Here is a 12,702-nt window from a genome sequence, read left to right as displayed (position 1 = left end):
AGGTCCAGGGGCAATGGCGTATGTTCTGCCTGGTGCATAACATTGAGAAGTTGATGAGATACGGGGCGATCCACTGATTCACAGGGATATCCACACTCGTCTGCGCAAAAGAGGCCCTCAATACGTGAAATGAGTGATTATGTAAAACGGATGTGTTTAAATCGTGATCATTAAACTTATAAGAAAGAGAGCCGATGGAATATCAGGTTGTCATCCTGTTTTTCTACAGGCTCGTTATGCATCAATAAGGAGAAAATAATGAGTTGGCCAAATGATGTACATGGAGATGTTTTTAGATCGATAGAAAAAGAAGGTTTTGATTTCAGCCAAGAGGTGGAAATAGACTTTCAGCTCGAATTTGAGCATTGGCCACTGAGCAAAGACGAAAAGAACTTTATTTCTGAAAGCTTTGCGGGTGTAGTATTTATCGATCCAGATGAAGAGGATATTGAACTTGGAGAGGGAATTGGTTACGCCCAATTCCAGTTGAGGAATAAATTGACCTATGAATTCGTTATCTCGACCTTAGAAGAATCGACTAAGAAAGCCGCACATATTGGAGGTCGTTGTGAGTATTGGGGCGTCATGTTTGAATAATGCATAACAAGCGGTTGTGGGCGCCGCGAAAAGCGTGGCTGGGACAGCTTACACTACGCTCCAGCCACCCCTAAACCGGACGTTATGCCCAAGGGAGATATGGAAATCATGTACCTATCGGCGAGAGAAATTGAACAGCTTGAGGGTATCGAGAAACAGCACTTTTTGTATCCCGAGGGTGTCAGAATCAATAAATCTCTGGGTGATGCGGTCGGACTCCAGAAGATGGGCGTGCACCAAGTCTCTGTTCCCGCTGGCCACTACTCGACGGAGTACCATGTTCATCATTATGAAGAAGAGTGCATTTTCATTTTGTCTGGTTGTGGTGTGGCGACTTTGGGGTATGAGCGGCAACGAGGGAACGCTGGTGATTTCATCGGCTGCCCCATCAATGGTAAGGCACACGATATGTTCAACGATGGTGTCGAGCCCCTCGTTTGTTTGGTTATTGGGCAACGTCTCGATCAGGATGTGACTGATTATTCGAGGCTCGGTAAAAGATTGTTCCGGAATAGCGGTGAGTGGACGGTAGTGGAGCACTCCGACATCCAAACAATCAAAAGCAAAAAGGCATAACAAGTCATGGCACTCGGACGGCCGCAAAGCGGCCGCCGGTGCTTCAGCGTTAAAAGCTAAAGGGAACCTTCGGTGAACAAGGAAGACCTTTCCCCAGAAGACCAAGCCTACTACAAGCGTTTTGAGTTCAAGCCGTTACGAGTATTGCTTTATCTGCTGGCGGTAATTTACTTGGTGTTTGTTTATGCAGTCGGTGGTTCCCAATTCAGCGGAGGCTTTTTCAGCGGCGCGGTCGGAACCTTTGTTCTGATTCAGGGTATCGATCTCTCTCAAAGACGACTGATCTTCATTGGTGGATTCCTGACGGTTGTGAGCGTCTTCCAGACAATATCGTCGCTGTTGTAGTGACTACCGAGTGCTTTGTTCAAAAGCCTTTAACAAATAGTTGTAGTACATTTCGGGCCTGGGGCCCTACACCGGACGCCCATTTCGCTGCGCTACACGGGGCTGCTAAACACGGGCGTTATGCGCTTGAGTAACTGAAATATTGAGAGCGTATAAATTGAAGTTGTGGAGATGGGAAAAAGGTAGGCAGAATACCGGCTATGAAAAGCTTTTCGTGCTCGGTTCGAAATGGCCAATTCCTTTTGATTGTTATCTTCTGAGATTCAGAGAAGGTGCAGAAATTCCACCCCATAAAGATAGGGTTAGTTCAGGTAGCCACTACCGATTGAATGTAGTTATAAAAAAGGCAAATTCTGGTGGTGAGTTTCTGTGTGATTCGCCAATTTTTGAGAATTCGAGGGTAAAGTACTTCCGTCCAGACCTGTCAGAGCATTCAGTATCAAGGGTGGTTTCAGGTACACGTTATGTGCTCAGCCTCGGTTGGGTGCGGCACGCATAACAAGGCGCAGCATTCGCCCGCAAAAAAGCGTGGCCTGCGATGTCCTGCACTCCGCTTCACTTCACTCTCGGTTGTCGATCACCATCAGAGTATGAAAGCTGACAGACATAAAGTGTCTCCGAAAGTGGTAGCAGATTACCAACCTATACTGGGCGTTAATAACCCAGGCTCCGAGGGGATGGCGCCGAACACGGCTTAAAGAAAGTAGGTCCAGTATTAAGTGCGTCATGCCCCAAACTTTTTCGGTTAGCCTCCGGGGCAGTTTCCCACCTAAGATTAACTATCTGCTCGACCGAGAGCTCATCCTTGCCGTTATGACAAGAGTCGATCTGTTGGCGTTGGATATGCACCTGCGTAGGTCCCGATACATTCAAAGAAGCTCAGTGGCACCGTTTTCTCTCAAAGAGCGCGCTGTTGGGATTGCCAGCCCATACCGAATGGCGTGTCGATTAACCGGAATAGGAGGCGAAATAATCGCTGCCAGACTGAGTGAATTAAAGCTATCCCTAGTGCTGAAAACTGTGCCGGCTAAAGCACTGTTCGAAAGAACCTCGGCTAGTATGTGAGCATCACGAAAGCCAGTGGAATTCGAACATGAACAAGCCTTACGTAAAGCTCGATAAGAATGATGCAGCTGTTCTCCTTGTAGATCACCAGTCCGGCCTGATGTCACTGGTGCGTGACATCGAACCTGACATGTTCAAGAACAATGTGCTGGCCCTTGCCGACCTGACAGAATACTTCAAGCTGCCGGCAATTTTGACGACAAGCTTTGAGGATGGGCCGAATGGTCCCCTGGTCCCAGAACTGAAAGAGAAATTTCCCGACGCGCCATTTATTGCCAGGCCGGGCCAGATCAATGCCTGGGACAATGAGGACTTCGTCAAGGCTGTAAAAGCCACGGGCAAGAAGCAGCTGATCATTGCGGGAATTGTCACCGAAGTCTGTGTGGCGTTTCCGGCATTGTCCGCGATTGAGGAGGGATTCGAGGTGTTTGTTGTGACAGATGCGTCGGGGACCTTTAACGAGCTTACTCGCCACTCGGCGTGGAACCGGATGACGCAGGCCGGTGCGCAACTGATGACATGGTTCGGCCTCGCCTGTGAATTACACCGGGACTGGCGCAACGATGTAGAAGGGCTTGCCACACTGTTTAGCAACCATATCCCGGATTATCGCAACCTGATGACCAGCTATGACAGGGCGGGTTCAGGAAAGTAGAGGATCCTTGTGGCGAGGTGAATTTATCCTGCTTGCCTCGAGCCCCCGAAATAGCGGGCTTTGGAGTGGTGTAACCGGGGCATGGTTGGCACCGCTTGTGGCAATGGCCTGGTAACGCTGTCCTGGCGCGACGGAGACAAATATCGTGAAATCGGTAGCTTACTTTCTGCTGGCAATTTGCGCGGGCTATGCGGGTACGACGCTGGGTGCGCCCGACCTGATTGTCACCAACGCGAAGGTGACAAGCTTTAGTGGTGGCGACAACCTCACCGCCTTTGCTGTCAAGGATGGTGTCTTCACTGAGGTCAGTGAAAATGCCGACGAACTGCTGGCAAAGAAGGGCAAGGACACAAAGGTCATTGATGCCGGTGGGCGCCGCGTAATCCCGGGACTCAACGACTCCCATGTGCACGCCGTCAGGGGTGGGCGCTTTTACAACACCGAGACCCGCTGGGAGGGCGTGGAAAGCCTGGAAGAAGGGCTGGAGATGATCAGCGAACAGGCCAGGCGTACCCCGGAAGGCCAGTGGGTGCGGGTGATCGGCGGCTGGTCCCCCTACCAGTTCAGGGAAAAGCGCATGCCCACAGTGGCGGAGATTAACCAGGCTGCGCCCGATACCCCGGTATTTGTGCTTTTCCTGTACTCCGGTGGGATTCTCAACAAGGCGGGTATGAAAGCCCTGGGCGTCAACCGCGACAGTGTGGCCCCCGAGGGAAGCCGCTATGAGCGGGACGACCAGGGTAACCCCACCGGGAGACTCATCGCTGATCCCAACCCGATGATCCTCTACCGGACCATTGGTGCACTGCCAGCACTGAATGCGGAGCAGCAATACAATTCCTCGGTCCAGTTTTATCGCCACCTGCTCAGCCTGGGCGAGACAAGCTCGGTGGATGCAGGGGGAGGCGGCCACCAGTTCCCGGATGACTATAAAGCCTCCACCAAAATGGCAAAAGATGGGGAGCTACCCGTGCGGATCTCTGCTTACCTGTTCCCCCAGGATCCCGGCAAGGAACTGGCGCAGTTCAAAAAGTGGATGGCCAATTACGATCACGACCAGAACCTTCACAGCGGCCACGAAAATGGCTATGTGGTAGAGGGTGGCGGTGAGTTCCTGGTCTGGTCCGCGGCTGACTATGAGAACTTCACCTCGGCGCGGCCGGACCTGAAGGAGAACGCGGAAGAGGAGCTGGAGGCGGTGGTGCGTCTGCACGTAAAGCAGGGTTGGCCATTCAGGCTCCACGCTACCTACGACGAATCCGTTGGCCATATTCTCAACGTGCTGGAGAAGGTGAACAAGACCCAGCCACTCAACAAGGTCCGCTGGGCCATCGACCATGCGGAGACCGTCTCGGACAAGAACCTCGAGCGGATCAAGGCCCTGGGTGGCGGGGTCGCGGTACAGGGCCGTATGGCCTTTGCCGGGGAGTACTTCATTGACCGCTACGGCAAAGAAGCCGCAGGTCGCGCACCGCCGATCCGCAAGATGCTGGAGATGGGTATCCCGGTGGGGCTTGGCACCGACGGCACCCGTGTGGCCAGCTTCAACCCCTGGGTGACCTACTACTGGGTTGTTTCCGGCCGAACTGTTGGCGGAACCGAGTTATACGGTAAGGACAATCGCCTGGACCGCAAGACGGCACTGAAGCTGTTTACCAGAGGGTCCGCCTGGTTCTCCGGTGAGGAGGACAGCAAGGGGGATATCGCGCCGGGAATGGTGGCCGATTTTGCCATCCTCGATCAGGATATATTCGAGGTGGACGAGCGCAAGCTGCTGGATACCCGGGCCGACCTGACCGCAGTCAATGGTGAAGTTCGGTACGCCTCCGAGGCGTTCCCGGAATACCACCAGCCGCCGACAAAAGCCCTGCCCGAGTGGTCACCGGTGAACAGCATGGAGAGGCGCTAGCTGATAGTCCAGCGCCGCCGACGAACATTCGCTTTGCACCCATCCTACAGAGCTGGCGCGGATGCGTAGTTCCGGGAAGATGCACTTTCTATCCACCGGATTCGCTACCATTTCCCAGCTGTTGAGCGTGGGGGGAATGGCGGATTCCAGTGGCCTGCCCCCGATAGAAAAATTACGCTACCAGGAGGACTATTCCGAACTGGCGAATAGACCGCCCGCATCCTGCTGGCCGGACTGCTGGAAGTATATCCCGCTTGGAAATCGCTCCGGCGGCTACCTGACCATCGGCGGCGAGGTGCGACAGCGCTACGAGTACACCGACAGCCCCACCTTCGGTGAGGACGAGCAGGACAAGCATGGCGTTTGGCTCCAGCGCTATTCACTGCTCGGCGACCTGCACTGGAATCGACACCTGCGCTTCTTCGGCCAGCTCACCAGCGCGCTGGAAACCGGTCGCGCCGCCGGCCCGAGCCCCGTGGATGAAGACGAGCTGGAGTGGCAGAACGCATTCCTGGACCTGGGGCGGGAGACCCGCGCCGGCCGTGAAGCCACACTGCACCTCGGCCGGCAGGAGATGGTATTGGGCTCTGGTCGGCTTGTTGATGTCCGCGAGGGACCGAACGTCCGGCGAACCTTCGACGGTGGCAGGGGGTTCGTCATCGACAGTCGCTGGCGTATCGACCTGCTGGCTGCTCGACCCCGCCGGGACCTGCGGGGTGTTTTTGATGACGATAGCAATAACAACCAGGCGCTGTGGGGCATCTACAGCGTATTACAGCAGCCGTTGCCCTTCCCGGGTGACCTGGATCTCTACTACCTGGGGTACGAAAATGAGGGCTCCACCTACGTGCAGGGGACTGCGCATGAGGATCGCCATTCCCTTGGCGCCCGTTACTGGGGCGAGGCAGGCAACTGGCGCTGGAACTGGGAGGCGCTCTACCAGTTTGGGCACTTTGGTCAGGGAGATATCAGCGCCTGGACCCTGGCGACCGAAACGACACGCCGATGGCAAGCCGTTCACCTGCAGCCGGCACTGAAGCTGAGCATTAATGTTGCCAGTGGTGACAGCGACCCGGACGACGATGACCTGGGCACCTTCAATCCGCTCTATCCCCGGGGGAACTACTTTTCCGAAGCTGCGGTTTTTGGTCCGCGCAACTTTTATAACTTTCACGTGTTTCTCTACCTACAGCCTTCAGAGAAACTGGCGTTTACAACTGACCTGAACCTTTTCTGGCGCCTGGAGAAGGAAGACGGGCTCTACAGCCCCAGCGGGCAGATAGTCCGGGGGCCCAACGGCAGTGACAACCATTTTGCGTTCACCGCGCTGTCACTGACTGCCGAATACACGTTCCGCCGCGGGCTGGCATTCACCGCGATTTACACCCATGGCAATCCGGAAAAGTTCCTGCGTGAAGCCGGGCCGTCCGAGGATATCGGGTTTACCGAAATTACATTGCAGTATCGGTTCTGATACTGGTCCAGGTGAACCCCTGCTTCGGGAAGCGCTTCGCTGTTTGGGGTGATCGGGCATTCCAGGCGGTGCCTGGTCTTATTGTTGTGGACGCGAAATTAGTATTAATCGCCCGGTCGCTGCCAGGCGCAACTTGCCCGGGATCGGGCAAAGGCCGAGGAGAGCGACTGTTATGCCCCTCATCGTCGGCTGCGCAGGCGAGGATAAAAGCGGGAGAGGGAAAACCTGCAAGCATGCCCCGGGTTCCCCGGGGCATGCTGAAGCTACTGTGGGCCCGTGTTCCCGGCGTTAAAAAGCGTAAGTGACGGCACCAAAGCCCTTGATCACACGGTCATCGTCGACAATCGGGCTGTCGGTGATGTCACTGCCCAGGTCTTCCACGCCGACACTGAGTATCACCCGCCAGTTTTCGGTAATCTCATACAGGCCGCCAAGGCCAACCTCGACGGTGACGGTGTCGCCCACGTTGTAAGCCGGGCGGGCCGGCGTAGCCGCGGAAACGGGAACACCAAAGTCATAGTCGGCCAGGTCGCTGCTCAGCCAGTTGACGCCCAGTTCCGGTGACAGGCGCAGCTTGCCGAACTGGAAACCGCGTGATACCCGCGCCACTGCACTGCCACCGCCGATCTGGTCCAGCACGTCGTGCTCATAACCCAGGTCGAACTCGAAACCGTTGGGGCCCTCGTAAACCAGGCCCAGGCCCGCCATCAGCGTGCTGTCGCGATCGCCAAGGCCCTCCAGGAAGTCGGAATCGTCCTCTTCGTAGGCACCGACACGATAAGTCGCCGTGATTGCCAGGCGCAGGGTGTCGCTGCCCAGGATCCCGTAACGCAGCGCCGGGCCCACCCACTGTAACCGGTCACCGAAATAGGTGATGGCGGGAATCGGCTGCACCACAGTGGTGTCGGAACCCACATACGGGCTGCTGCGGGTGATCACGCCCAGGCCCACGCCCCACTGGCCTGACTCGCCGAGAATCTCGTATAGCTCGATGTTGACTTCGTTGGGCCGGTCCTGCGCTACGTAGAAACTTGCCTGCTGGAAGCTGGGGGGGCCCTTGGGCTGGTAGTTGTTGGACAGGCCGATGCGCTCCCGGGGGATGCCGATAAAGTTGCGGTCAAGCGCCCGGTTATTGTTCGAGTCGAGGTACACGAGCACCGCGACCTCGCCGGCAGGGGCATCGGGAATCACGTAATTCTGCCCGGGCTGGATGTCATAGCGCACCTCGCGCGCGGGACGCCGGAAATCACCAAAAGCATCCGGGTCATCGTAAACCTGCAGTACGACCACTCCCTCTGGCGGCAGGTTTTGCATGCGAACATTAATATCGGCTGCGCTGGCAGTCGCGGATGCGAGCAACGAGAACAGCAGTGAAAGTACGGCTGGTTGTTTCATAAGCAGAGGTGGTCCCGGGAATTCCAACTTCTATGTACGCAGAGGCTGAAGAAGCAGATGACTGTTACTGCGGACCGCGCTCGCAGTGAATCACAGCCCGCAATCCGTTTGTCATTGCCTTCCTGCGGTGTGTCGCCCGTTGGCGCTTCAACATGCACCATGTAACAGTGTAGGAGTTTCACAATACCCCCAATGCAGAGTCTTCCATCGGCTTTGCTCCGGTGACCGGTTCGCATTGGGGGTTGCGCACGCGCAGGTAAGGGGACTTAACCCATCCGGGCGCGTTCAGCGTAGGGAAGGGAGAGGGCAGCTGCATGGCCGGGGCGGCCGAATTAGTGAAATCGGGAATATTTCGCAGTAGTCTGGACTTCTCATTGACTGATAATCAAAAAACTTCTGTGGAGCTAACTTGAAAACTGTCCAACGAGGACGCTTCTGCCGCCAGCGGGGCGTTGCCACCGGTGTTGCATTACTGGCTATCACCCTGCTGACCGGGTGCGAACCGGCTGCAGAGTCTCCCGGGGAGCGGGAGCAGCCCCGGGCCCAGCCGGTGGTGACGGAAACCGTGGCATGGCAGCCGCGGCTGGTCCGGGTCGAGGCCGTTGGTACCTCCCGTGCGGACAAGAGTGTCACCCTGTACCCGGAAGTGAGTGGTGAGGTGGTGGAGGTGAGCCTCAAGGCCGGCGACCGGGTCGCGGCGGGCCAGACCATCGTGCAGCTGGACCAGCGCGACCAGCGCCTGGCGGTGCAGCTCGCGCGGGTGGCACTGGAAGATGCCAAACGGCTGTACAGCCGCTACCAGCGCACCCGGGACTCCGGCGCGGTGACCGAGAACGCCGTGGACGATGCCCGCAGTGCAGTCGAGCGCGCCCGGCTGAACCTGGACCGGGCCGAAGTGGCGCTGGACCATCGCTCGATCGAGGCGCCCTTCGAAGGCTATATCGGCATTAGCAATATCGACCCCGGTGCGCGGGTCGATCCCTCCACAGAGATCACCACCATCGATGACCGCAGCACGCTGCTGGTGACTTTCCAGGTGCCCGAGTTGTTTCACGGCCAGATCGACGAGGGGCAGCCGATCTCGGTATCCACCTGGTCCAACGGCGACCCCGGCCACCAGGGTGAGGTGATCGATATCGACAGCCGGGTGAGCCCGCAGACCCGCACCTTCACGGTGCGGGCGCGGGTTGATAACGGCGACGACCGGCTGCGCCCGGGCATGAGCTTCCGGGTAACCCTGAAGCTGGCGGCGGGCCGTTACCCGGTGGTACCGGAAGTGGCGCTGCAGTGGGGCAATGATGGCGCCTTTGTCTGGGCCGTGGACGGCAGTGGCAAGGTGCGCCGCGTGCCGGCCACGGTGGTGCAGCGGCTGCAGGGTGCCATCCTGGTGGATTCCGACCTGCCCGAGGGGATGTCGGTTGTGACCGAGGGCACCCAGCGAATGCGCGAGGGCATGCCGGTGGCCAATATGGCGAGGTTGTAATCCCATGAGCAATGATTCCACTCGCGACAGGGATTCCGCAGTGAACCAGGACGCCGGGCCACACCGGGGTGACCTGGCCTCCCTGGCGATCCGCCGCCCGGTACTGGTGCTGGTGCTCAACCTGTTGATTGCCATTGCCGGTATCGCCGCATTCAGTGCGGTGGAAGTGCGCGAGTTGCCGGATGTGGATGTACCGGTGGTATCGATCCGCGGTGAGATGCCCGGCGCTTCCCCGGAGACCATGGATTCCGAGGTCACCAGCATTGTCGAGGGGGCGGTGGCGCGGGTCTCCGGCATCAGGAATATCCAGTCCTCCAGCGAGGAGAACAATTTCCGTATCCATGTCGAGTTCAACGCCAATGTGGACCTGGATACCGCCGCCGCCGATGTGCGCGAAGCGGTGAACCAGGCCCAGCGGGACCTGCCGCAGGACGTGGAGCGGCTGGTGGTGGTCAAGGCCGCAGACCAGCCGGAGCCGGTGATCAACCTGGCGGTAACCAGCGAGCGCCTGCGTGATGAGGCGCTCACCTACATCATCGAGAAAGACATCGTTCCGGAGCTGATCTCGATTCCCGGCGTCGCCGATGTGCCCATCTCCGGCCAGCGCCAGCGCGTCCTGCGGGTGGTACTGGACCCGCTGCGCCTCACCAGTTTTGGCCTGTCAGTGAGTGACGTGGCGGCGGTACTGGAGCAGGCACCGCTGGATGTACCTTCCGGCAGTTTCCGCTCGGAGGACCAGCAACTGCTGGTGCGCACCGACGCGTCGACGGTGACCGAGGAACAGGTGCGCGATATCGTGATCAGCGGCACTACCCGCATTGGCGATGTGGCGCACGTGGCGTTCGGGCCCGAGGATGTGCAGTCGCTGGTGTACCTGAACAACCGGCCGGTAATCGGCCTGGGTATCGTGCGCCAGGCGCAGAGCAATACCATCGATATCAGCGAGGACGTGCGGCGGGTAATCGACAGCCTGAACCAGCGCTTCGACAATCTCGAAATCACCGTGACCGAGGACCGGGCGGTATTTATCCAGGGTTCGGTGCGGGAGGTGGTTACCAGCCTGTGCTTCACCATCGCCATCGTGATTGCCGCCATCTGGCTGTTCTTTGGCAATATCCGCACCACCTTGGTCCCCAGCACCGCCATTCCCATCGCCCTGGTGGGCACCCTGGCGGGTATCTGGTTGATGGGCTTTTCCATCAACATCCTGACCCTGCTGGCGATTGTGCTGGCCACCGGCCTGGTGGTGGATGACGCGATTGTGGTGCTCGAGAATATCCAGCGGCGCCGCGCCCAGGGCCTCGGGGCCCGGGCGGCCGCGGTGCTGGGTACACGCCAGGTGATCTTTGCCGTACTGGCCACCACGGCGGTGCTGGTCAGTGTGTTTATCCCCATTTCGCTGCTGCCCAGTACCGCCGGGCGCATGTTCCGCGAGTTCGGGCTGGTGCTGGCCACGGCGGTGGCGCTGTCCTCGGTGGTGGCGCTGACACTGGTGCCGATGCTCACCGCGCGTATTACCCGGGATGAGCGGCAACAGCGTCCGCACCCGGTCTACGAGCGCCTGGTGGGTATTGGTGGTCGTATCGCGAACGCTTACCAGCGCAGCCTGGTCGCCTGCCTGCGCCATGCCCGGTTGAGCTTCGCGGTGGCGCTGATGCTCGCTGTGGGCGCGGGCGGGCTCTACCTGGTGCTGGGCAAGGAATTGCTGCCATCGGAAGATCGCGGGCTGATCCGCGTCGATGCCACCGGCCCGGATGGCGTGGGGCAGAATTACATTGCCCGCCAGGCGGAACATATCGAGGATGTGGTGCGACCGCTGGTGGAGCGCGGCGATGCCACCGATATCATTACGTTGATCGGGCGCTACGACCCCAACCGGGCCCGGGTGACCCTGCCCCTGGCGGACTGGGAGGAGCGGGAGATCTCCCAGCAGGCACTGGCCGGGGAAATTGCCGGGCCGCTGGCACAGATACCCGGCGCCCGAATTCGCGTCAGCAGCCCCAACAGCCTGTCCCTGCGCGGCGGTGGCGGCGGGATCGAGATTGCCCTGGTGGGCAATGACTACAACCGCATCTACCAGGCCGCCCGGGAGATGGCCCGCGCCATTGAGGACCGGCTGCCCCACCTGAGCCAGCCGGATATCAGTTACCGGCCCACCCAGCCGCAGCTGTCGATCGAGATCGATCGTCGCCGTGCGGCGGACCTGGGGGTGCCGCTGGAAAATATTGCCGTAACCCTGCGGGCAGTGGTCGATGGGCTGGATGTGGTGGACCTGAATGTGGGCGACCAGGCCGTACCGATCATGCTGGAGGCCGCCAACACTACCGTCTCGTCACCGGAGGACCTGGTAAACCTCTATGTGAAGAGCAGCAGCGGCAAGCTGCTGCCGCTGTCGAGTATGGTCAGCCTGCGCGAGGAGAGCGTGGCCGCGGAGCTGGACCGGCACGGCCAGCGTCGCGCGATCGAGATCGATATGGGGCTGGCTCCGGGCTACCCGCTGGCAAGCGCGGTGGAGGAATTGCGTGCCCTGGGAAGCGAGATCCTGCCGCAGGATGTCGGCATCCTGTTCCAGGGCGAGGCCGATACCCTGGAAGAGAGCTCCCGCGAGGTGGCGATGACCTATGCCATCGCCGCCCTGGTGGTATTCCTGGTGCTGTGCGCCCAGTTTGAGGGCATCAGCAGTGCCGTGATCGTCATGACCACGGTACCGTTCGGGCTGGCCGCGGCGGTCTACGCGCTGTTCCTCACCGGTACCACGGTGAACATCTTCTCCCAGATCGGGCTGGTGATGCTGATCGGCCTGATGGCCAAGAACGGCATCCTGCTGGTGGAGTTCGCGGACCAGCTGCGCGACCGTGGCCACAGTGTGTACGAGGCGATTACCGAGGCGGCACAGGTGCGCCTGCGCCCCATCGCCATGACCATGCTCTCTACGGTGCTGGGCGGGCTGCCGCTGATCCTGAGTAGCGGTCCCGGCGCCGAGGCGCGCGGTGCGATCGGCTGGGTGATGTTCGGTGGCCTGGGGCTGGCGGCGCTGTTTACCCTCTACCTGACCCCGGTGGTTTACCTGGGGCTGGGGCGCTTCCACAAGCCGCGCTCGGTGGAGAGCAGCAGGCTGGAGGAAGAGCTGCAGGCGGCTACCGGCAATTAAGTCGGGCCTGGAATTTTGCCCTGGTGCCGGCGGTGGTTTTCCTGTCGCCGGT

At 59.1% G+C, this 12,702-nt stretch carries 9 protein-coding genes; 8 read left to right on the top strand and 1 reads right to left on the bottom strand.

Features of this window, described 5'->3' with window-relative positions; genetic code table 11:
* The first annotated feature begins 258 nt into the window (after nucleotides 1-258).
* From ACH6CX_RS11990 to ACH6CX_RS11965, 6 genes are all read left to right on the top strand, one after another.
* Nucleotides 259-597, top strand: coding sequence for a ribonuclease E inhibitor RraB (locus ACH6CX_RS11990; RefSeq protein ID WP_396675467.1), 339 nt, complete (start codon nucleotides 259-261; stop codon nucleotides 595-597).
* A gap of 99 nt (nucleotides 598-696) precedes the next feature.
* Nucleotides 697-1,173, top strand: coding sequence for a cupin domain-containing protein (locus tag ACH6CX_RS11985; protein WP_396675466.1), 477 nt, complete (start codon nucleotides 697-699; stop codon nucleotides 1,171-1,173).
* Between the two features lie 72 nt (nucleotides 1,174-1,245).
* Entirely contained in the window at nucleotides 1,246-1,518 is a 273-nt protein-coding gene (locus tag ACH6CX_RS11980) for a hypothetical protein (RefSeq protein ID WP_232940633.1), read from the top strand.
* 1,093 nt (nucleotides 1,519-2,611) lie between these two features.
* Nucleotides 2,612-3,238: an isochorismate family cysteine hydrolase YcaC gene (gene ycaC / locus ACH6CX_RS11975; protein ID WP_334079170.1), complete on the top strand. Its 627-nt coding sequence runs from the start codon at nucleotides 2,612-2,614 to the stop codon at nucleotides 3,236-3,238.
* Nucleotides 3,239-3,383: 145 nt separating this feature from the next.
* On the top strand, nucleotides 3,384-5,147 hold the full coding sequence (locus ACH6CX_RS11970) for an amidohydrolase (RefSeq protein WP_237064122.1): 1,764 nt from the start codon (nucleotides 3,384-3,386) through the stop codon (nucleotides 5,145-5,147).
* Between the two features lie 61 nt (nucleotides 5,148-5,208).
* Complete coding sequence (locus ACH6CX_RS11965) at nucleotides 5,209-6,621, top strand: alginate export family protein (RefSeq protein WP_396675465.1); 1,413 nt, start codon at nucleotides 5,209-5,211, stop codon at nucleotides 6,619-6,621.
* Nucleotides 6,622-6,909: 288 nt separating this feature from the next.
* Here the strand turns inward: ACH6CX_RS11965 and ACH6CX_RS11960 are convergent, their stop codons facing one another.
* Entirely contained in the window at nucleotides 6,910-8,016 is a 1,107-nt protein-coding gene (locus ACH6CX_RS11960; RefSeq protein ID WP_334079168.1) for a MipA/OmpV family protein, read from the bottom strand.
* A 409-nt stretch (nucleotides 8,017-8,425) separates the two neighbouring features.
* Between ACH6CX_RS11960 and ACH6CX_RS11955 the strand changes: the two genes are divergently transcribed.
* Both ACH6CX_RS11955 and ACH6CX_RS11950 read left to right on the top strand, forming a co-directional pair.
* Nucleotides 8,426-9,499 (top strand): efflux RND transporter periplasmic adaptor subunit, encoded by a 1,074-nt coding sequence (locus ACH6CX_RS11955; protein ID WP_396675464.1) that lies wholly within the window; start codon nucleotides 8,426-8,428, stop codon nucleotides 9,497-9,499.
* Between the two features lie 4 nt (nucleotides 9,500-9,503).
* Complete coding sequence (locus ACH6CX_RS11950; protein WP_396675463.1) at nucleotides 9,504-12,650, top strand: efflux RND transporter permease subunit; 3,147 nt, start codon at nucleotides 9,504-9,506, stop codon at nucleotides 12,648-12,650.
* The last annotated feature ends 52 nt before the right edge of the window (nucleotides 12,651-12,702 follow it).

This window comes from Microbulbifer sp. JSM ZJ756 (assembly GCF_044383805.1).
Classification (GTDB): domain Bacteria; phylum Pseudomonadota; class Gammaproteobacteria; order Pseudomonadales; family Cellvibrionaceae; genus Microbulbifer; species Microbulbifer zhoushanensis.
Note: the sequence above shows the minus strand (reverse complement) of the source record. Positions and strands in the feature narration are given on the sequence as shown.

Coding starts and splice junctions, on each gene's coding strand:
- ACH6CX_RS11960 (WP_334079168.1), bottom strand. CDS start 8,016: ATGAAACAACCAGCCGTACTTTCACTGCTGTTCTCGTTGCTCGCATCC.
- ACH6CX_RS11985 (WP_396675466.1), top strand. CDS start 697: ATGGAAATCATGTACCTATCGGCGAGAGAAATTGAACAGCTTGAGGGT.
- ACH6CX_RS11950 (WP_396675463.1), top strand. CDS start 9,504: ATGAGCAATGATTCCACTCGCGACAGGGATTCCGCAGTGAACCAGGAC.
- ACH6CX_RS11990 (WP_396675467.1), top strand. CDS start 259: ATGAGTTGGCCAAATGATGTACATGGAGATGTTTTTAGATCGATAGAA.
- ACH6CX_RS11965 (WP_396675465.1), top strand. CDS start 5,209: ATGCGTAGTTCCGGGAAGATGCACTTTCTATCCACCGGATTCGCTACC.
- ycaC (WP_334079170.1), top strand. CDS start 2,612: ATGAACAAGCCTTACGTAAAGCTCGATAAGAATGATGCAGCTGTTCTC.